Raw genomic sequence first — 18,574 nt, 5'->3', positions numbered from 1 at the left:
AACGGAAGCGGCTACGTTCGGGTTGCGAAGAGCGGAACGCAGAACGAGAGTGTCGGTGAGACGATCAGTGCTCGGCGGGCTCGTCGGGCGCGCGCATATCATCGATGCGGAGGATGAGGATGTTCGCCGTGTCGTCTTTGCCGTCGACGGTCCCGTCGATGACGAGCTTCGAGAGGGGGGTCGGACCGACGGTGACGGAGTCGCCCTCGTGGAAGTCGCGGACCGAGCCCTGCACGTGGATCTCGGCGCGGCAGAGTTCCGGGTGGTGGACGCTGGAGAGGTCGATCCCGTCGACGTTGACCCCGGTCACCTCCTCGCTCTCGTGGTAGATCGGGACGTCCGCGGGCTCGTCCATGCGCTGGATGTCGAGCGCCTCGTACGCGTTCGAGGTGGGCTTGTAGCCGCCTTTCGGCCCGGGTACGCCCTCGACTAACTGGAGCGCCTTCAGGCTCTGCATCTGGTTGCGGATCGTCCCCGGGTTGCGGTCGACCTCCTCGGCGATCGCCTCGCCTTTGACGGCGTCCTCCTGTTCCCCGTACAGGTTGATGAGGGCCGTGAGGATGCTTTTCTGACTCGATGTGAGCTCGATCGATGACATAGACCCGAATAGACGGCGGCACCGCTTAAATGCGATGGAAGGTCGTTATAAACGATCGTGGGGTTTCTCAGGACCGCCGAAGCCGACGGAGTCGAATATACGCGATCGGACTGGAGAGCGCGACCACGGCGCCGACGCCGATCAGCGCGAGACCGAGGTCGCCGACGAAGAAGGCGAGTCCGGCACCGACGAGCCCGATCACGGCGCCGGTGAACGCGACGGCGATCATGGCGCCGATCGGTTCGAGATCCGTGGGAGCGAAGTTACCGCTGGAGCCGCTCATGCTCTCCGTTGGTGTCCGGACGTGAAAACCGTGTGCGATCGCGGTGCGGTCGCGGCGGAGACCCTACCATTCAAGCGCCGCCGGGGCGCTCTCTCGGACATGACCACCGTCAGAATCATCGGCGCGCCGACCGACTACGGAGCGAACCGACGCGGCGTGGATATGGGGCCGTCAGCGATCCGCTACGCGGGGCTGGCCGACCACCTCGCGGACGCGGGCGTCGACACGGTCGACGCGGGCGACCTCGCGGTCCCTCGCGCCGAGGAGCGCGACCCGGACGCGGAGGCGCCCCGGGACGGTGAGGCGAAGTTCCTGCGCGAGACGGCCGACGTCTGTCGCCGGCTCGCGGACGAGGTCGGCGGGACGCTGGCCGCGGGAGAGGTGCCGCTCGCGCTCGGCGGGGACCACTCGATCGCCATCGGATCGCTCGCCGGATCCGCGCGCGACGCGGAGATCGGCGCGGTGTGGTTCGACGCCCACGCCGACCTCAACACGCCCGCGACGACGCCCTCCGGGAACGTCCACGGGATGCCGCTCGCCGCCGCGCTCGGGCTCGGCGAGTTCGCCGAGTCGGACTGGGCGAACGCGACCGGGCTCAGCCCGGAGAACGTCGCGCTCGTCGGCCTGCGCTCCGTCGACGACGCGGAGGTCGAGGTGATCCGTGACCACGGGTTCGCGGCGTACACGATGTCCGACATCGACGAGCGGGGGGTCACGGACGTGACGGAGGAGGCGATGGCCGAGGCGTCGGCGGGCGTCGACGGGGTGCACGTCAGCCTCGACCTCGACTGGCTCGACCCCAAGGAGGCGCCGGGCGTCGGCACCCCGGTTCGCGGTGGGGTCACCTACCGGGAAGCGCACAGCGCGATGGAGTCAGTCGCCGAGAGCGACTGCCTCCGATCGATGGAGCTCGTCGAGGTGAATCCGACGCTGGACCAGCACAACGAGACCGCGGAGCTCGCGACGGAGCTCGCCGCGAGCGCGTTCGGAAAGCGGGTGCTCTGAGGGGAGCGCGCTCGGTCAGGGGCTCCTGTCCAACTGATCGACGACGCGCTGGAGGTCGGCCTCGCGCTCGATCTCGCGTTTGATCTCCTCGCGGCGGCGGACCGCCGCGGAGTCGGCGTCGTACGCGCGCACGAACTCGGCGCGGGTGTGCTCGTCGAACGCGTGGCGGATCGCGAAGTAGCCGTCCGGGACGATCGTGCCGCACACCTTGCACTCGTGGCGCTGGTGACCGTTCGTCTGGTGGACGATGGCCGACTCCACGTCGTCGAAGGCGGCGTCGCAGCCGTCGATTCCGCACGTCCAGCGGGGCATGTCATCTCGTCTCCGCCCCGAGGGATTAACGGTTTCCCCCGGCGGCCGCCGGTCGAGGCCCGATCGCGACCGACGGGGTCGGGATCGATTCGCCGTCGAACGATACGCCTTTGCTCGGCGACGCAGAACGCCCACCCGTGACTGGATCGAGAACGCGCGTCGACGCCCACGTGAAGGTGCTCGGCGACGACGTCGTGGCCCTCGCGAAGGAACGGGGGATCGACGCGCTCGTGTACGCCCCGCACTTCACCCGTCTGCCGACGATCCGGGAGCGTGCGACCCGATTCTCCGACGACGACCTCACCGTGATCCCCGCCCGCGAGGTGTTCACCGGCGACTGGGGAAACCGGCGACACATCCTCGTTCTCGGCCTGGACGAACCGGTTCCCGACTACATCACCTTCGAGGCGGCGATGGCCGAGGCGGACCGGCAGGACGCGGCCGTGCTCGCACCCCACCCGAGCTTTGCCACCATCTCGCTCACCAGACCCGAGATCGAGGCCCACGGCGCCCGGATCGACGCGGTGGAGACGTACAACACGAAGCTCCTCCCGCACCAGAACGCCCGGACCCGTCGGATCTCCGAGGCCACCGGGCAGCCGGGGTTCGGCTCGTCGTACGCCCACCTCCCCGGCACCGTCGGCGAGGCGTGGACGGAGTTCGACGGCGACCTCGACGGCATCGAGGGGGTCGTCGACGCCTTCCGCGAGGCGCGCCCCCGCACCGTGGTCCACCGGGGCGGGGCCGCCCATCAGCTCCGCGGGCTCGTGGAGTTCGCCCACCTCGCGTACGAGAACACGTGGGAGAAGCTCGACCGGCAGTTCCTCTCCGGCGACGAGCCGACTCTCCCGAGCAACGTCGCCTACGAGGGGCGGTTCAACGACGTGAGCGTCTACTCCGGGACGCTCTCTGACTACCGCCCGAACTAGCTCCGGCGCTGGCTCCGGGTTCGCCGGCGTGTCGGTATCGGTCTTTGACTCTCAGACCCCGATCCCGGCGGCCGCCTCCGACGCGATCGCGGACACGTCCAGATCGAGGGTCACGACGTAGGTGTGAATCGCCCAGAACACCGCGATCTCCACCGCGGTGACGGCCACGGTGACCAGATCCGCGTACTTGCTGCTCGTCGTCACGCCGGTCGGCATCCCGTACTCGGTGTCCGACAGCGGGTGGAACAGCGCGATCCCGCGCCGGCTCCCGACCACGTCGAGCACGTAGTGGGTCAACACGCCGATCCAGACGTACTGGAGGTTCCCGAACACGATCGGGTACGCGAGGAAGACGCCGAGCACCGGGAGACTGTGGAGCGTCTTCCGGTGGCGACCGAAGGCGGTGTCGACGTCGGGGAAGAGTGCTCCCAACACGATCGGGACGGTGATCTCGGCGACGGTCCGCGCGGTGGCCGTGTCGAGGCTCGGCTCGATGACGAACCCGAGCCCGAGCGCGAGCAGGAGGGCGTTGAGAACGTGACCCCGTTTGTTCATACCACCGGGTGACCGTGATCGTAGGTGAAACCACCGACTCGGGACCGGCGGGGAGCGGGGGAATCGGGATCGGCGGGGAGCAGAGGGGTCGATCCAGCGGGGAGCGGGGTCGGTGTCGCGCGCGGCCGACCAGTCGAAAGAGCCACGGCGCCCGATGTCGACCGACCGGTATGGAGTACGAGGAGCCGAAGTTCTTCCACGTGATGCAGTACGCGGCCCGGGCCGACGGGGATGTCATCGACATGGTGAGCGGCAACCCCGACTGGGAGCCGCCGGCCGCGCTGCGGGAGGCGCTCCACGAGTACGCCGACCTCCCGCCGGACGACTTCCAGTACCCGCCGAGCGAGGGGCTGCTGGAGCTCCGCGAGGCGATCGCGGCGCGGCGGAACGTCGACCCCGACCGCGTGGTGGTCACGAACGGGACGGGCGAGGCGAACTACCTCGCGATGGCGCGCGCGTTCGAGCGCGGCGCGGGCGACGAGGCGCTGCTGATGGACCCCGTCTATCCGTACTACCCCGGGAAGACGGATATGCTCGGCGGGGAGTCGACCCTCGCCCCGACCGAGCGCGACGGGAGCCTCGACGTCGGCGCGATCCGCGAGGCCGCGAGCGACAACACCGCGCTCATCGTCCTGAACACGCCGAACAACCCGACCGGCGCCGTCTACGGCATCGACGCGGTCCGCGAGGTCGTCGCGGTCGCGGAGGCGGTCGACGCCGTCGTCCTCGTCGACGAAGTGTACGACCACTTCGACCTGACCGACGAGTTCGAGTCCGCCCTGACGCTCGACTCCGACCGGGTCATCGTCACCAGCGGCTTCTCGAAGTCGATGGCGATCACGGGGTTCCGTGTCGGCTACGGCGTCTTTCCGGAGGCGCACGTCGGCGACGCCAAGACGCGGCACATGCTCGTGAACGTCACCGGGGCGCGGCCTTCGCAGTACGCGGTCCACCACGCGCTCGCGGAGACGCCGCCGGACTACTACGCGGAGGCGCGCGACCTGCTCGCCGCCCGCGCTGACGCGTTCACCGACGCGCTCGACGCCGCCGGCGCCGAGTACACCCGCCCGGAGGGTGCGTTCTACGTGCTCGCGCGCTTCGACGGCTTCCCCGGCACGATGGCGAACGTCAAGCGCCTCGTCGACGAGGCCGGCGTCGCCGGGATGCCGGGCGACGCGTTCGGCACCGCCCGCGACGAGTGGATCCGCTTCGCCCTCGTGACGCCGCGGGCCGCCGAGGCCGCGGAGCGACTCACCGACTACTTCGCCGCCGACGCCCCTGATCCGCGATGAGCGACGACGACGCCGACGACGCCGACGACACCGACGACATCCTCGACTACTTCAACCGCAGTCCGTTCCGCGACCTGCTCGACATCGAGGTGACCGAGGCCGCGGAGGGGCGCGCGGTCGGCCGCCTGCAGTTCGGCGAGAAGCACTCCTCGAACCGCCGGCAGGCGATCGCCCAGGGCGGCGTCGCCTTCTCGCTGGCCGACAGCGTCGCCGGCGCGGCCGCGACCGCGCTGGTCGGGTTTCCGACGCCGACGATCGACTTCCGGATCGATTACCTCGCGCCGGCGACCGACGACCTCGTCGCGACCGCGGAGACGGTCCGCGAGGGCGGTGAGACGGCGGTCGTCGACGTGGAGGTCGTCCAACCGGACGGCGACGCGGACGAGTTCCGCCGCGACACCGAGGCGGACGACGACGCCGAGAGCAGAACGGTCGCCGTCGGCAGAGGCGTGTACAAGACGAGCGATCTCCCGGACGACGCGCCGTGGGACCTCGATCAGGGAGAGTGAGAGCCCCGGTCGGCGTGCGCCTGCGGTGCCGAGCGCGGTTGAGACGGAGGGGGTGGCCACGCCGCGCACCCGCGACCCGCGAGTGTCCGTCCGAACCCGCGCGCCAGCGCTCAGCCGAAGTTCTCGACTTTGGCCGCGTCGGCGTCTCCGCCGGCGGCCTCGACCGCGGCCTCGGCGTCGGCCACCAGGTCGGCGAACCCGTACACGAAGACGGTTTCGCCCTCGCTTCCGGTCAGCGACTCGGCGACCGCCGCGTCGAGCGCCTCGTCCGCGTCGAGGCGGTAGACCGCGGCCCCGCGCTCCTCCAGCGCGTCCAGCCGGTCCGCGTGCGACACGTCGTCGTCGCGGTAGACGACCGCGGCCTCGGCGCCGTCGTCGAGCGCGCGCTCCGCGATGGCGACCGCCGGGCCGACGCCGGGGCCGCCCGCGATCACGACCGCACGCGGCTCCCCGTCGTAGTGCTGATCGCCGAAGGGGCCGGAGAGGGTCATCTCCGTGCCCGCCTCGGCGTCGGCGAGAAACGCGGAGAACTTGCCGCCTTCGTCGGGGTCGATGCCGATCGTGACCTCGAAGCTGTCGCCGACGGTCGGCGACGAGAGGGTGTAGAAGCGGGCGACGGATTCGCCGTCGATCTCGGTGCCAAGTTTGACGAACTGACCGGGCTCGGCGGCGAACCCGTCGGGGGCGTCGAACCGGAGGGCGTACGTGTCGCGGCCGACCGTTTCGACCGCGCTGACAGTCGCTGTCGTGTCCATATCTGCGATCCGACCGGGAGACACAAACGTGTTCCCGTCGGCGTCGGTGCTGCCCGTGTCGAAACCGACGCGAGCGCCCGTCCATCGGACCGAGCCGCGGGCCGCCCCTCTTCTCTCCGTCCTTTTCGCCCTCTCCGCCCTCTCCGGTTCGCCCTCTCCGCCCTCTCCGGTCTCTCCACGCGCCCCCCGCTTGTGCTCGGGCGCGGACGGCTCCCGGCGCCGCCCTCCGCTGTTCGACGACCGTCGAAAACACCCGACGACGATGCGGGTCGATCGTGAGAGATGCCAAAAACACTTGTCCAGCATAAACGACATATACCCGTAACCGGGCGCTCTTCCCGTCAAAATTCGCGCAGAATTCAGTAAACGTTCAGAAATGGGTCGATGGCTCCTTCCAGAAGTCTTTTGATGAGTCCGGCGAAATCCCCCTCATAGCATGGCTGCGGACTTCAATTGGGCCGTCGGCGGGGAGGCCGGCGACGGCATCGACTCGACCGGGAAGATCTTCGCGCAAGCGCTCTCTCGGGCGGGTCGACACGTGTTCACGTCGAAGGACTTCGCCTCGCGGATCCGAGGCGGTTACACCGCCTACAAGGTGCGAACCTCCGTCGACAAGGTACAGAGCGTCGTCGATCGCCTGGATGTCCTCATCGCGCTGACTCCCCGGACGATCGAGGAGAACCTCGAGGAGCTCCACGAGGGGTCGGTGATCATCTACGACGGCGAGCGGACGACGATGCAGGACGTGGAGATCCCCGAGGAGATGATCGGGATCGACGTTCCCCTCAAACGGCTCGCCGAGGAGGCCGGCGGGGCGATCATGCGGAACGTCGTCGCGCTCGGCGCGGCCTGCGAGGTCGCCGAGTTCCCCATCGAGAACCTCGACTCCGCGCTGGAGAAGCGCTTCTCCGATAAGGGCCAGAAGCTCGTCGACAACAACAAGGAGGCTGCCCGCGCGGGGCAGTCGTACGTCGCCGAGGAGTACGACCACGAGTTCGACTACGACCTCGAGACCACCGACGAGGACTACGTCCTCCTCAACGGCGACGAAGCAATCGGGATGGGCGCCATCGCGGCCGGCTGCCGCTTCTACGCCGGCTACCCGATCACGCCCGCGACCGACGTGATGACGTATCTCACCGGTCGGATCGGGCGCTACGGCGGCCACGTCGTGCAGGCGGAAGACGAGCTGTCCGCGATCAACATGGCGCTCGGCGCCGCCCGCGGGGGTGCGCGGTCGATGACCGCCACGTCCGGTCCGGGGATCGACCTGATGACCGAGACGTTCGGGCTCATCGCGACCTCGGAGACGCCGCTGGTCATCTGTAACGTGATGCGCTCCGGCCCCTCGACCGGGATGCCGACGAAGCAGGAGCAGGGCGACTTAAACCAGATGCTGTACGGCGGCCACGGGGAGGTCCCCCGGTTCGTGCTCGCGCCGACGACGATCGCCGAGTGCTTCTGGAAGACGGTGGAGGCGTTCAACCTCGCCGAGAAGTACCAGCTCCCCGTCTACCTCACCGCCGACCTCTCGATGGCGGTCACCGAGCAGACGTTCTCCCCGGACACCTTCGACATGGACGAGGTGGAGGTCGACCGCGGCTTCGTCGTCGACGAGGCCGACATCGACGACCACATGAGCGACTCCGGCGGCTTCCAGCCCCACGAGATCACCGACGACGGGATCTCGCCGCGGGCGTTCCCCGGCACCGCCGACGGCGCGCACATGTCCACCGGCCTCGAGCACGACGAGCAGGGCCGCCGGACGGAGGACACCGAGATGCGCGTCGAGCAGGTCGACAAGCGCAACCGAAAGGTCGAGACGGCCCGCCAACGCGAGGACTGGAGCCCGCGCGAGTTCGGCGACGCGGACGCCGACACGCTCGTGGTCACGTGGGGGTCGAACGAGGGCGCGCTCGCCGAAGCCGTCGAGTTCCTCGCGGACGACGGGTACGACGTGCGGGTGCTCTCGGTTCCGTACATCTTCCCGCGACCGGACCTCTCCGAGGACGTGGCGGCGGCGGAGAACGTCATCGTCGTGGAGTGTAACGAGCAGGGGCAGTTCGCCGACCTCGTCGAACACGACGTGTTAGAGCGGGTCGACCGGATTAACAAGTACAACGGCGTGCGGTTCAAGGCTGACGAACTCGCAGATGACATCAAAGCGACCCTCTCGGAGGGGGTTGAGGCGTAACCAATGAGCTCAGACATTCGATTCACCGACTTCAAGTCCGACAAGCAGCCGACGTGGTGCCCGGGATGCGGCGACTTCGGCACCATGAACGGGATGATGAAGGCCCTCGCAGAGACGGGCAACGACCCCGACAACACCTTCGTCGTCGCCGGTATCGGCTGTTCCGGCAAGATCGGCACGTACATGCACAGCTACGCGCTCCACGGCGTTCACGGACGCGCACTCCCCGTCGGCACCGGCGTCAAGATGGCCCGGCCCGACATCGAAGTGATGGTCGCCGGCGGCGACGGCGACGGCTACTCCATCGGCGCGGGCCACTTCGTCCACGCCGTTCGACGCAACGTCGACATGACGTACGTCGTGATGGACAACCGCATCTACGGGCTGACGAAGGGGCAGGCCTCGCCGACCTCGCGTGAGGACTTCGAGACCTCGACGAGCCCCGAGGGCCCCAAACAGCCCCCGGTCAACCCCCACGCGCTGGCGCTGGCGTCGGGCGCGACGTTCATCGCCCAGTCGTTCTCGTCGGACGCGCTCCGCCATCAGGAGATCATCCAGAAGGCGGTCGAACACGACGGGTTCGGCTTCGTGAACGTCTACTCGCCGTGCGTGACGTTCAACGACGTGGACACCTACGACTACTTCCGCGACTCGCTGGTCGACCTGAAGGAGACGGACCACGACCCCAGCGACAAGGCGGCCGCCAAAGACGTCATCTTCGACGACGAGACGGAGCATCAAGGCGTCATCTACCAGGACGAGGAGTCGGTGCCGTACCACGAGCGCCACGGCGTCGACGAGGACATGTCCGTCATCCCGGACGGCGCGCCCGAGGGCGCGACGGACCTCGTCCGCGAGTTCTACTGACCCGGCGCTGAGCGGAACGGTTTTTTTTTTCGTCGCGTTCCGGCTGCGACCAGTTCGCTGAGGGGTCGGACCGCCTTCGGATATTCCGTCCTCAACGAACCGCCAAATTTCGGCGGCCGAACCGGCTCACGGCCTGGTTGCGACCGGTTTCAGCAAGCCTAATTACGTGGGTCCGTATTCACGGGTATATGGTTGATCGCTACGACGTCGTGATCGCGGGTGCCGGACCGGCGGGCGCCCAGTGCGCTCGCGATCTGGCGACGCGAGGCTACGACGTCGTCGTTCTCGAAACGGAGCCGGAAGACGAGTTCCCCCGCCAGAGCAACAAGTCGACCGCCGGGACGTTCCCGTCGATGATGTCCTCCTTCGGTATCCCCGACGACGTGGTGATGTCGTACACCGACGACGTGGTGTTGGAGTCGCCCAACAACCACTACAAGAGCTACCAACCCGGCGCGGTGTTGGAGTTCGCCGAGTTCAAGCGGTTCCTCGTCGAGCACGGCCGCGAGAACGGTGCCGAGTACCGGTTCGACGCGCGGGTTTCCCGCCCCATCCTCGACGACGACGGCGTCATCGAAGGGGTCCGGTACAACGGCGACGAGGAGGTGTACGCCGAGGTGGTCGTCGACGCGACCGGTCCGGCGGCGCCGATCGCGAGCGCGCTCGACGTGGTCGACCTCGAGCGCGAGAACCAGGCGATCGGCATCGAGTACGAGATGGAGGGCGTCGAGATGAACCACCCGGAGTACGCCGACCTCCGCCGGGCGATGATGCTCCGGCTCGACCACGACATCGCCCCCGGGGGGTACTCGTGGATCTTCGCCACCGGCGAGGACACCGCGAAGGTGGGGATCTGTTACATCCAGAACGACCGCCACCGCGAGTTCGCCCAGGACGGCCAGACCGTCGACGGCTACCTCGACGCGTGGGTCGACCGCGACCCGCGGTTCGCCGACGCCGAGAAGATCGACGGGAAGGTCCACCGCGGCTCCGCGCACATCCAGATGCCCGACGAGATGCACACCGACCGCTTCCTCGCGATCGGCGACACGGTCCCCTCCATCGACCCGCTGTGGGGCGAGGGGATCCACAAGGGGATGAAGTCGGCCCGCGCCGCGGCGGCCACCGTCGACCGGTGTCTCACCGACTCGGAGCGTCGCCTCGACGCCGAGAGCCTCGCCGTCTACGAGCGGCTCTGGCACCGCGACGTGGCCCCGCGGATGAAGGCGCGCCTGATGCTCACGCGGCTGCTGTACCTCGCCCCCAACGAGCGCTACGACCAGTTCATGCGCGATCTCCAGCGGGCGGAGGAGAACACGCTCGAGAAGGCGAACCGCGGCCAGAAGGCGTCGATGGCGAAGCTCCTCCACCTCTCCGACCTCCCGCTCTTGACGAAGTTCGCGCGCGAGCAGTTGGGAACGTAGCGTCCCGCCTCCGCGTCGACCGGTCGACCGATTTTTGAACCGGCTCCGGCCTAGCGTCGGTCACTGATTGCCGGGCATCCTCACGAACCACCGGTAGCGGGTGCTCTCGGGGTAGTGGTGGGTATCGGTGATCGGGAGCGGCGCGGGCGGTGCCCGCCCCGAGAAACGCGGATGGACGCGGTCGGGGAGTCGGTGACGGACCGCCGGCTCAGTCGTGTCGGAAGCAGCGCGAGCCGGTGAACGCCATCGCCATGTCGTGCTCGTCGGCCGCGGCGATCACGTCCTCGTCGTTGACCGAGCCGCCGGGCTGGATCACGGCCTCGATCCCGGCCTCGGCCGCCTCCTCGATCGCGTCCGGGAACGGGAAGAAGGCGTCCGAGGCCATCACGGCGCCCTCGGAGGACTTCCCGTCGGCGTCCTTCTCGGCCTTCATCGCGGCGAGCGTGACGGCGTCCACGCGCGACACCTGCCCCATCCCGACGCCGACCGTCTCCGTTCCGGTCGCGAACAGGATCCCGTTCGACTTCACGTGTTTGAGCGTCTTCCACGCGAACGTCATCGTCTCCAACTGCGCCTCGGTGGGCTCGCGCTCGGTGACCACCTCGAGATCGTCCGGGGCCGGCGACTGGCGGTCTCGCTCTTGGACCAGCCGTCCGCCGACGACCGGCTTCTCGGTGAACCGCTCGGAGAAGCGCTCGTCGCCCTTACCGAGGGGGCCCACGTCGAGGACGCGGAGGTTCTTCTTCTCGCGGAGCACGTCGAGCGCGCTGTCGGTGTAGCCGGGGGCGACGACGACCTCCTTGAAGGAGTCGGCGATCGCGTCGGCGGTGTCGGCGTCACATGTGCGATTCAGCGCGACGATGCCGCCGAACGCGGACTTCGCGTCGGTGCGGAGCGCCCGGTCGTACGCGTCCGCGAGCGTGTCGCTCGTCGCGCAGCCGGCGGGGTTGGTGTGTTTGATCACGGCGGCGGCGGGCTCGTCGAACTCCTTGACGAGGTTCAGCGCGGCGTCGGCGTCGTTGTAGTTGTTGTAGCCCATCCCCTTCGCGCCGGGGTTCAGCTGGGTCGCGTCGACGACGCTCGCCTCCTCGCAGCCGTCGTCGACGTAGAGCGCGGCGTCCTGATGGGGGTTCTCACCGTACCGCAGCGACTCGGCGCGCTCTTCGGAGACGAACCGCCGCTCGGGGAAGTCGCCCCCCGCGTCGCCGTCGACGGTCACGTCGACGGGCGCGTCGTCACCGTCGCGCTCGACCGTCACGCGGTCCTCCGCGAACCACCGCACCGCCCGCGGGTACGCCGTGAACTCGGCGTCGCGGAGCACGCGGTCTTTCAGCGCGTCGGCGTCGTCGCCCTCGTAGACGGGCACCGGCTCCTGCGTGACGATCGGGCCGGCGTCGACCTCCTCGGTGACGACGTGGACGGTACAGCCCGTGGTGCGGACCCCGGCGTCGAGCACCTGCTCGTGGGCGTCCGTGCCGGGGAAGGCGGGCAACAGCGAGGGGTGGACGTTCAGCGTCGTGGGCACCGCGTCGAGGAACGCGTCGGTGAGCACGCGCATGTACCCGTCCAGGCAGACGAGGTCGAAGTCGTACCCCGCCAGTCGGTCGACGATCCGTCGCTCGTGGGCCGCCCGCGACTCCCCGCCCTCGCGCTCGACGACCTCGGTGGGGATCCGCCGCTCCGTCGCGGCTTCCAAGACGGGCGCCTGCTCGCGGTTGGTCAGGACGACCGACAGCTCCGCGCCCCCCGGCGCGGCGTCGGCGATGTGTCTGAGGTTCCGCCCCCGGTTGCTCGCGAGTCCGGCGATCTTCATACACGATGGGACCGACCGATCGCGTATATCGATTGCGGTCCGTCGCGGGAGTCTATTCACGTTCGCGGATACATCTCAGCCGAGACCCCGGTAGAGATCGAAAACGGATCCACGTCCGTGCGACTCCCATCGACACGCTTTTGCTGGCTCCGGCGGCAGTCGCGGACATGACCGACGACTCCGAACCGACGGGCCGTGACGCTATCGCAGGGCTGTCGCGGTCGGACCCGCTCGCGGCGGTGTCTCCTCTCGACGGGCGCTACGCCTCCCGGACCGCGCCGCTGTCGCCGTACGTGAGCGAGGCCGCGCTCATGCGCGCCCGGACCCGCGTCGAGGTCGAGTACCTGATCGAACTCGCCGCCCTCGACGCGACGCCGATCGCGCTCGACGGCGACGCGGAGGCGCACCTCCGCGCGATCTACGAGGAGTTCTCCGTCGAGGACGCCCGCCTGATCAAGGCGCTCGAGGTCGAGGGTGCCGAGGGGTACAGCGCGACCAACCACGACGTGAAGGCGGTCGAGTACTTCTTGCGGGTCCGGCTCGACGGGCTGGCGGCGTCCGGACCGGTCGCGGATAGCGAGGCGCTGTACCCGTGGATCCACTTCGGGCTCACGAGCGAGGACGTGAACAACCTCGCGCACCGGATACTGGTGAAACAGGCGGTGAGCGAGGCGGTCGTCCCTGCGATCCGCGAGGTGCGCGACGCGCTCGCCGAGCTCGCGCGGGAGCACCGCGAGACGCCGATGCTGGCGCGCACCCACGGCCAGCCCGCGACCCCGACGACCTTCGGCAAGGAGATGGCCGTGTACGCCTCGCGGCTCGGTCGCGCGCTCGGGCGGGTCGTCGTCGCGAACGGCGACCTCTCCGGGAAGCTCGCGGGCGCCTCGGGCACCTACGCCGCCCACGACGCCGCCTACCCCGAGGTCGACTGGTCGGCGTTCGCGGAGTCGTTCGTGCGCGGGCTCGACCTCGAACACACCCCGCTCGCGACGCAGGTGAACCCCTGCGACGACCTCGCCGCGCTGTTCGACGCGCTGCGGGGCGTCAACAACGTCCTCCTCGACCTGGACCTGGACGCGTGGCTCTACGTCTCCGACCGGTACCTCGGGCAGCGCACCGTCGAGGGCGAGACCGGCTCCTCGACGATGCCGCACAAGGTGAACCCGATCGACTTCGAGAACAGCGAGGGGAACCTCTCGAAGGCGAACTCGGACCTCACCTTCCTCGCCGACTATGTGACGACCTCGCGGCTCCAGCGCGACCTCTCGGACTCGACCGTCAAGCGCAACGTGGGCGCCGCCCTCGCCCACTGCCTGATCGGCTACTCGAAGGCCGGCGACGGGCTCGAAACGGTCGTCCCGAACGAGACCGTCATGCGCGAGGAGCTGGCGGCGACGCCCGAAGTGATCGGCGAGGCCGTCCAGACGATCCTCCGGCGCGAGGGCGACACGGACGCCTACGAGCGCGTGAAGGAGCTCACCCGCGGGAAGCGCGTCACCCTCGACGACTTCCGCGACCTCTTCGACGACCTCGACGTCGACGGGGGGGTTCGCGAGGAGCTGAAGGCGCTGACGCCGGCCGGGTACGTCGGCGTCGCCGACGGACTGGTCGACGAGATCGACGAGTAGGGCCACAAGAGGTTTACTCGTCGCGGGAGCAGGTGTCAGCGATGCCCTCCCGAGACGACGACGACGAGACGGAGTACTCCGTCTTCGGCAACGAATCGACCGACGAATGGGAGCGTTCGGACGAAACTCGCGACGGCTCGGCCGCCGACCGCGAACGCCCGCCCGACACGCAACACGACGCGATCGCCACCGGCGACGGCCACGGCTGTCCGAAATGCGGCGGCGAGGAGACCGAAACGGACGAGATCGCCACGAGTGGCACCGGTCTCACCAAGCTGTTCGACGTACAGAACCGCCGGTTCACGGTCGTCTCGTGCGCCGACTGCGGCTACTCCGAGCTGTACAAGGGCCGATCGTCCGGCGACGCGATCGACTTCTTCATCGGGTGACCCGGCGGGGCGCCCGGAACCGCGGCGGTATCGATTGTTGACGGCCCCGACCGCCGTCGATTGCGACCGATTTATGTCGGCTGAAGAGAACGTCCCGATCGCGCATGGTCTCCCCCCGTTCCCCCTCCGCCCTCCCGGTCGTCGGTGTCCTCGCCGACGGTCGGACGTACAGACACCTGTTGTACCTCCTGCTCGCGATTCCGCTCGGGTTCGTCTACTCGGTGCTGTTCTCGTTCGGGTTCGCGTTCGGGCTCGTCCTCTCCGTGGTGCTCGTCGGGGTCGTCGTCCTCGTGGCGATGCTCATCGGAGCCCGGATCGCCGCGGGCGTCGAGCGCTGGCTCGCCAACCGGCTGCTGGGCACGGACCTCGACCGATACGACGACGTGCCGGCCGACGCCGGCGGCTCGCTCGGGGGCGTCAGGAAGTACGTCGACGCCGCGTCGACGTGGCGGGGCGTCGGCTTCCTCTCGCTGAAGTTCTTCGTCACCGTCCTCGCGTTCGTCCCGCTGTTCGCGCTCGCGAACGGGCTCTCGCTTGTCGCCGCCCCGCTGCGGTACCCCTACGTGGTCACCTTCGGCGAGTCCAACGGGGAGCCGGTGACGTGGGCGATCGACACGCTCCCCGAGGCGCTGCTGGCCGTCGGGGTCGGCGTCGTCGCGGTGCTCGTCGCGCTTCACGTCACGAACCTCGTCGCGTACGTCTGCCGGCAGATGGCGGCCGCGCTGCTCGGCGTCCCGGCGAGTGACGGGGGGTCCGGGCCCGAGGACTCCGCGGCCGACGACGACGCTCCGGCGGCGAACGACGACGAGCGATCGGAAGGCGATTCCGCCGAGTCCCGGGCCGCCGAGTCCGAGACCTCCCCCTCCGCCCCCATCGAATCTGGCGAGTTCGTCCCCGCGGACGCGGTCGAACCCGGCTCCGACGACGACCCGCCCCGGACGGAAGACGGCTCCTGACCCGCCGGAGCCGCCGGTGCCGCCGCGGTTTCTGCCCGGTGCGCTTATCCTCGTGCGACCGTCAGGGGCGGTATGGCCCCGACGCTCGTCGCCGCCGCCGTCGGCGCGGTGCTGGCGGCGGCCCTGCTCGGCGCCGCGTTCGACCGGCGGGCGGTCGCGGTGGTCATCGCGGCCGCGGTCGCTCCCGACCTCGACGCGGTCGCGAGCCTCGTCGTCCCGGGCGCGACGAACGCGCTCCTCCACGCGCTCTGGCTGCCGCTGTTCGCGGCGGGCGCACTCTACTGGGACACCGCCGTCGGCGACCGCTCCCGGCTCCGCACCCGGTTCGGGTGGCGCGGGGTGCGGCTCGCGTGGGTGGCGATCGCGGCGTTCCTCGTCGCCGGTGTCGGGACGGACCTGTTCGGCTCCGAGGGGGCGAACCTGCTGTATCCGATCCACGACGCCTACTACCGGATCGACGGGCGGCTCGTGTTCTCGACGCAGGAGGGGATCGTCCAGACGTTCGTCGCGCTCGGCGCGGACGGCCCCGGACTCCTCCCGCTGCAGAGCCCCGGCACGACCGCCACACACGCGATTCCGACGTTCGTCAACCCCGACGGACGGCCGGGACTCGACCTCGGCGCCGACCGCGAGCTGTCGCTCGTCCGGAGCGGGTGGCAGTTGGTCGTCGTCGCCGCGGGGGCGGCCCTGATCGCGGTGCGGGCCGCGCGGCTGCGCCGACTGCGCGAGCTGGGCGGCGGGGACGACCCGACAGCCGAGACCGAGACCGACGCCGAGACGGGCGGCGCCGAGACCGACCGGACGGGGGTGGCCCGGTAGATGGTCTCGACGGTCGTCCACGCCGGCTTCGCGCTCGCGCTCGCGGCCGGCCTGCTCGGGGACTACTACGACCGGCGGGCGCTGGCGGTCGTCCTCGCGATCGTCCTGTCGCCGGAGGTCGACAGCTTCCTCGGTCCGCTGATGTCGGGCGCACACCGGACCGTCGGCCACAACCTCGTGGTCCCCGCGGCGGCCGCGGCGCTGCTCTACTACGACACGCGGATCCGGGACCGGTCGGTGCTCCGCCGCCGGCTCGCCGACCGGTTCTCGGAGCGCAGCGCGGAGCGGTGGGTCGCGGTCGCGTGGGCCGGCCTGTTCGTCCACGTGTTCGCGCACGTCGCCCTCGACTGGGTCCACCTCGACGGCGTTAACACGTTTTGGCCCGTCAGAGATCGCTTTTACGCCCTGAGCGGGGAGGCGTTTCTCTCGTCGACGGACGGGTTCGTCCAGACGTTCGTCGACGTTCAGACGGACCCGGAGACGGGACGGCGACAGCTCGACGCCGGCGGTGGCGGGACGACTGCGGCCGTCCACGTGAACAACCCCGTTGAACCGCGCGACCCCCGAGACGTCACGGACGAACCGGTCGACAGGCGGTTCCCGGTCGCGAACGCCGGCTGGCGGCTCTACCTGATCGGGCTGGGCGCGTTCACGCTCGTCGCTCGCCGGCTTCAGAGCGCGGACCCGCGTCGGTAGCGCTCGGCGCGGCCCGCCCGGTCGGCCGTCTCCCCGACCGCCGCTTGGACCGCGGCCCAGTGAGTGATGGTCCCGTCTTTCCCCCGGAGGGGGCGGAGCGACACGCGGTTCAGAAACGGCGTTCCGTCTCGGCGGTGGTTCCACACCTCGACCGTCACGGGCTCCCAGATCGACACCGCTTCGCGCAGCGTTGCGACCGCCTCCGGCTCCGTACGGGGGCCCTGTAGCAGCCGCGGATTCCGGCCACGGAGCTCGTCGAGCGGGTACCCGGTGAGGTCGCGGAACGTCCGATTCGCGTAGAGGATCGGCGTATCCCGATACGCCGGCCCGCACAGCGTAACGCCGACCGGGGCGGTATCGACGAGTCGAACTCGATCGATGAGGCGCCTGTCGCGGTCGGCGAGTGCCGGAAGTGACCCCCGATCCGCGCGGTCCGTTCCCGCAGCCGACTCGCCGCTCGCCCGCTCCCGGCTCATCCCGTGGCCGTGACGCGAGACCAACTCGTTGAACCGACCGCGAACGGCGTCGTCCTCACACGCGAGGAGCGAAAGCACGTCGTCTCTGAGACCCATCTGTCTGCCGACCGGACGGTTCCCCCGGACAAGTGGTTGTCGCCCGTGAACGGAGCTCCGGCCCTGGCGCGGCCGCGTCGGTACAGTGCCCGTCTCCGAGTCACCACGAGCGTCCGAGCCGCTCGTGACGGTACTCGCGGCGCAAAAACATGGACTCGCGGGGGTCACGTGAGCAGTGCGAACGGGACCACGCGAGGAACGGAGACGAACGAAGTGAGTCGAGTGGACTCGCGGGGATTTGAACCCCGGGCCTTCCCCGTGCCAGGGGGATGATCTACCACTGATCTACGAGCCCTCGTACGCATCCATTCGTTCCCCGCTGGATATATTAAGGCCTTCGACTCGGAGACACCGTCGACACCGATTCCCACACGCGCTCAGATTCGCTCGGAATCGACGTACACGTCGAGGTCGATGTCGCGGGTCGACCCCTCAAGATCGCGTACGGCGCGCTCGACGACGCGTTCGGCCTCGCCTCTGATCAGGGGGATCGCCTTCTTCAGCACCCAGTCGAACGAGACGAGCGTCGGCAGGTCGAGCGCGTCGGAACTCGCCGAACTGGGGTCGAACTCGACTTCGAGTGCGACCTCGCACGGCCGGTCGGTGGGATCCGTGGAGTCGCCCGCGGTGCCGGCGTCGTCGCGACCGGCGTCCGTCTCTGCCGGCGTCACGCGCCAACAGCCGCTGGCGTCGATGTCCTTCGTTATCTCCCAGTCGATCAGCTCGGGCGGGTCGACGCCGGTCACGCGCGAGTGGGCCGTGTAGGTGATCTTCCACCACGCGAACGTCAGCGCGTAGCGGGTGTTCGGTCCTCCCTCGCCCTCCAGCGTTCGTACCTCTCTGAGATACTCCGAGTAGTTGGCGTACCGCGGGAAGTCGAGCAGGAACGCGTACACGTCTTCGGGATCGGCGTACACCTCCGTGCTCACGACGAGTTCGTCCACGTAAGAGCGTTCGAGCGGCGCCTATTAAGCGGTC

General features: G+C 69.4%; 20 protein-coding genes and 1 tRNA gene. 12 read left to right on the top strand and 9 right to left on the bottom strand.

The window, feature by feature from the left end; translation table 11 throughout:
- Positions 1 to 64: 64 nt before the first annotated feature.
- Positions 65 to 598, bottom strand: a complete 534-nt coding sequence (locus ACT4MF_RS01525; RefSeq protein ID WP_099254746.1) for an Rrf2 family transcriptional regulator — start codon at positions 596 to 598, stop codon at positions 65 to 67.
- A gap of 67 nt (positions 599 to 665) precedes the next feature.
- On the bottom strand, positions 666 to 881 hold the full coding sequence (locus ACT4MF_RS01520) for a hypothetical protein (protein ID WP_099254747.1): 216 nt from the start codon (positions 879 to 881) through the stop codon (positions 666 to 668).
- A 99-nt stretch (positions 882 to 980) separates the two neighbouring features.
- Here ACT4MF_RS01520 and rocF point away from each other — a divergent pair, with 99 nt between their 5' ends.
- Positions 981 to 1,886, top strand: coding sequence for an arginase (gene rocF, locus ACT4MF_RS01515; RefSeq protein WP_099254748.1), 906 nt, complete (start codon positions 981 to 983; stop codon positions 1,884 to 1,886).
- 15 nt (positions 1,887 to 1,901) lie between these two features.
- On the opposite strand, the gene ACT4MF_RS01510 is transcribed toward rocF, so the two are convergent.
- Positions 1,902 to 2,198, bottom strand: a complete 297-nt coding sequence (locus ACT4MF_RS01510) for a DUF7565 family protein (RefSeq protein WP_099254749.1) — start codon at positions 2,196 to 2,198, stop codon at positions 1,902 to 1,904.
- Positions 2,199 to 2,335: 137 nt separating this feature from the next.
- On the opposite strand from ACT4MF_RS01510, the gene ACT4MF_RS01505 reads away from it, so the two are divergent.
- Positions 2,336 to 3,127 carry a PHP domain-containing protein gene (locus ACT4MF_RS01505; protein WP_180271731.1) on the top strand — a complete coding sequence of 264 codons (792 nt, stop codon included), beginning with the start codon at positions 2,336 to 2,338 and terminating at the stop codon, positions 3,125 to 3,127.
- Between the two features lie 51 nt (positions 3,128 to 3,178).
- Here the strand turns inward: ACT4MF_RS01505 and ACT4MF_RS01500 are convergent, their stop codons facing one another.
- Positions 3,179 to 3,682: a metal-dependent hydrolase gene (locus ACT4MF_RS01500; protein WP_444681516.1), complete on the bottom strand. Its 504-nt coding sequence runs from the start codon at positions 3,680 to 3,682 to the stop codon at positions 3,179 to 3,181.
- Between the two features lie 170 nt (positions 3,683 to 3,852).
- On the opposite strand from ACT4MF_RS01500, the gene ACT4MF_RS01495 reads away from it, so the two are divergent.
- Entirely contained in the window at positions 3,853 to 4,974 is a 1,122-nt protein-coding gene (locus tag ACT4MF_RS01495; RefSeq protein WP_444681515.1) for a pyridoxal phosphate-dependent aminotransferase, read from the top strand.
- Positions 4,971 to 5,483 (top strand): PaaI family thioesterase, encoded by a 513-nt coding sequence (locus tag ACT4MF_RS01490; RefSeq protein ID WP_444681514.1) that lies wholly within the window; start codon positions 4,971 to 4,973, stop codon positions 5,481 to 5,483. Before ACT4MF_RS01495 ends, ACT4MF_RS01490 begins: the two co-directional genes overlap by 4 nt.
- Before the next feature lie 110 nt (positions 5,484 to 5,593).
- Here the strand turns inward: ACT4MF_RS01490 and ACT4MF_RS01485 are convergent, their stop codons facing one another.
- Entirely contained in the window at positions 5,594 to 6,238 is a 645-nt protein-coding gene (locus ACT4MF_RS01485) for an FAD-dependent oxidoreductase (RefSeq protein ID WP_444681513.1), read from the bottom strand.
- 436 nt (positions 6,239 to 6,674) lie between these two features.
- Here ACT4MF_RS01485 and ACT4MF_RS01480 point away from each other — a divergent pair, with 436 nt between their 5' ends.
- From ACT4MF_RS01480 to ACT4MF_RS01470, 3 genes are all read left to right on the top strand, one after another.
- Positions 6,675 to 8,432, top strand: coding sequence for a 2-oxoacid:acceptor oxidoreductase subunit alpha (locus ACT4MF_RS01480; RefSeq protein WP_444681512.1), 1,758 nt, complete (start codon positions 6,675 to 6,677; stop codon positions 8,430 to 8,432).
- A 3-nt stretch (positions 8,433 to 8,435) separates the two neighbouring features.
- A complete protein-coding gene (locus tag ACT4MF_RS01475) occupies positions 8,436 to 9,299 on the top strand; it encodes a 2-oxoacid:ferredoxin oxidoreductase subunit beta (protein ID WP_099255149.1) in 864 nt (287 codons plus the stop codon).
- Between the two features lie 188 nt (positions 9,300 to 9,487).
- Positions 9,488 to 10,723, top strand: coding sequence for a digeranylgeranylglycerophospholipid reductase (locus ACT4MF_RS01470; RefSeq protein ID WP_099255148.1), 1,236 nt, complete (start codon positions 9,488 to 9,490; stop codon positions 10,721 to 10,723).
- A gap of 208 nt (positions 10,724 to 10,931) precedes the next feature.
- On the opposite strand, the gene purH is transcribed toward ACT4MF_RS01470, so the two are convergent.
- A complete protein-coding gene (gene purH / locus ACT4MF_RS01465; protein WP_444681511.1) occupies positions 10,932 to 12,536 on the bottom strand; it encodes a bifunctional phosphoribosylaminoimidazolecarboxamide formyltransferase/IMP cyclohydrolase in 1,605 nt (534 codons plus the stop codon).
- Positions 12,537 to 12,703: 167 nt separating this feature from the next.
- On the opposite strand from purH, the gene purB reads away from it, so the two are divergent.
- The 5 genes from purB (at position 12,704) to ACT4MF_RS01440 (ending at position 17,024) form a co-directional block, all read left to right on the top strand.
- A complete protein-coding gene (gene purB / locus ACT4MF_RS01460; RefSeq protein WP_444681510.1) occupies positions 12,704 to 14,164 on the top strand; it encodes an adenylosuccinate lyase in 1,461 nt (486 codons plus the stop codon).
- Positions 14,165 to 14,205: 41 nt separating this feature from the next.
- A complete protein-coding gene (locus tag ACT4MF_RS01455) occupies positions 14,206 to 14,553 on the top strand; it encodes a zinc ribbon domain-containing protein (RefSeq protein ID WP_444681509.1) in 348 nt (115 codons plus the stop codon).
- Positions 14,554 to 14,657: 104 nt separating this feature from the next.
- A complete protein-coding gene (locus tag ACT4MF_RS01450) occupies positions 14,658 to 15,509 on the top strand; it encodes a sensor domain-containing protein (protein ID WP_444681508.1) in 852 nt (283 codons plus the stop codon).
- Positions 15,510 to 15,581: 72 nt separating this feature from the next.
- Entirely contained in the window at positions 15,582 to 16,328 is a 747-nt protein-coding gene (locus ACT4MF_RS01445) for a hypothetical protein (RefSeq protein ID WP_444681507.1), read from the top strand.
- On the top strand, positions 16,329 to 17,024 hold the full coding sequence (locus tag ACT4MF_RS01440; protein WP_444681506.1) for a metal-dependent hydrolase: 696 nt from the start codon (positions 16,329 to 16,331) through the stop codon (positions 17,022 to 17,024). It abuts the gene before it with no gap.
- Here the strand turns inward: ACT4MF_RS01440 and ACT4MF_RS01435 are convergent.
- The 3 genes from ACT4MF_RS01435 to ACT4MF_RS01425 all read right to left on the bottom strand — a co-directional run bounded on the left by ACT4MF_RS01435 (position 17,000) and on the right by ACT4MF_RS01425 (position 18,540).
- Complete coding sequence (locus ACT4MF_RS01435) at positions 17,000 to 17,596, bottom strand: PAS domain-containing protein (RefSeq protein ID WP_444681505.1); 597 nt, start codon at positions 17,594 to 17,596, stop codon at positions 17,000 to 17,002. The two genes, ACT4MF_RS01440 and ACT4MF_RS01435, sit on opposite strands and share 25 nt — an antisense overlap.
- Positions 17,597 to 17,819: 223 nt before the next feature.
- Positions 17,820 to 17,891, bottom strand: a tRNA-Ala gene (locus ACT4MF_RS01430).
- 82 nt (positions 17,892 to 17,973) lie between these two features.
- Positions 17,974 to 18,540 (bottom strand): type II toxin-antitoxin system RatA family toxin, encoded by a 567-nt coding sequence (locus ACT4MF_RS01425; protein WP_099255064.1) that lies wholly within the window; start codon positions 18,538 to 18,540, stop codon positions 17,974 to 17,976.
- Between the last annotated feature and the right edge of the window lie 34 nt (positions 18,541 to 18,574).

The organism is Halorubrum sp. FL23 (assembly GCF_052439115.2).
Classification (GTDB): domain Archaea; phylum Halobacteriota; class Halobacteria; order Halobacteriales; family Haloferacaceae; genus Halorubrum; species Halorubrum persicum.
The sequence above is the reverse complement of the archived record's forward strand: the minus strand, read 5'-3'. Positions and strand labels throughout refer to the sequence as shown.

Bases quoted from the DNA above. Each gene is read 5' to 3' on its own strand.
- ACT4MF_RS01525 (WP_099254746.1), bottom strand. From the start codon at position 598: ATGTCATCGATCGAGCTCACATCGAGTCAGAAAAGCATCCTCACGGCC.
- ACT4MF_RS01520 (WP_099254747.1), bottom strand. From the start codon at position 881: ATGAGCGGCTCCAGCGGTAACTTCGCTCCCACGGATCTCGAACCGATC.
- rocF (WP_099254748.1), top strand. From the start codon at position 981: ATGACCACCGTCAGAATCATCGGCGCGCCGACCGACTACGGAGCGAAC.
- ACT4MF_RS01510 (WP_099254749.1), bottom strand. From the start codon at position 2,198: ATGCCCCGCTGGACGTGCGGAATCGACGGCTGCGACGCCGCCTTCGAC.
- ACT4MF_RS01500 (WP_444681516.1), bottom strand. From the start codon at position 3,682: ATGAACAAACGGGGTCACGTTCTCAACGCCCTCCTGCTCGCGCTCGGG.
- ACT4MF_RS01495 (WP_444681515.1), top strand. From the start codon at position 3,853: ATGGAGTACGAGGAGCCGAAGTTCTTCCACGTGATGCAGTACGCGGCC.
- ACT4MF_RS01490 (WP_444681514.1), top strand. From the start codon at position 4,971: ATGAGCGACGACGACGCCGACGACGCCGACGACACCGACGACATCCTC.
- ACT4MF_RS01485 (WP_444681513.1), bottom strand. From the start codon at position 6,238: ATGGACACGACAGCGACTGTCAGCGCGGTCGAAACGGTCGGCCGCGAC.
- ACT4MF_RS01480 (WP_444681512.1), top strand. From the start codon at position 6,675: ATGGCTGCGGACTTCAATTGGGCCGTCGGCGGGGAGGCCGGCGACGGC.
- ACT4MF_RS01475 (WP_099255149.1), top strand. From the start codon at position 8,436: ATGAGCTCAGACATTCGATTCACCGACTTCAAGTCCGACAAGCAGCCG.
- ACT4MF_RS01470 (WP_099255148.1), top strand. From the start codon at position 9,488: ATGGTTGATCGCTACGACGTCGTGATCGCGGGTGCCGGACCGGCGGGC.
- purH (WP_444681511.1), bottom strand. From the start codon at position 12,536: ATGAAGATCGCCGGACTCGCGAGCAACCGGGGGCGGAACCTCAGACAC.
- purB (WP_444681510.1), top strand. From the start codon at position 12,704: ATGACCGACGACTCCGAACCGACGGGCCGTGACGCTATCGCAGGGCTG.
- ACT4MF_RS01455 (WP_444681509.1), top strand. From the start codon at position 14,206: ATGCCCTCCCGAGACGACGACGACGAGACGGAGTACTCCGTCTTCGGC.
- ACT4MF_RS01450 (WP_444681508.1), top strand. From the start codon at position 14,658: ATGGTCTCCCCCCGTTCCCCCTCCGCCCTCCCGGTCGTCGGTGTCCTC.
- ACT4MF_RS01445 (WP_444681507.1), top strand. From the start codon at position 15,582: ATGGCCCCGACGCTCGTCGCCGCCGCCGTCGGCGCGGTGCTGGCGGCG.
- ACT4MF_RS01440 (WP_444681506.1), top strand. From the start codon at position 16,329: ATGGTCTCGACGGTCGTCCACGCCGGCTTCGCGCTCGCGCTCGCGGCC.
- ACT4MF_RS01435 (WP_444681505.1), bottom strand. From the start codon at position 17,596: ATGGGTCTCAGAGACGACGTGCTTTCGCTCCTCGCGTGTGAGGACGAC.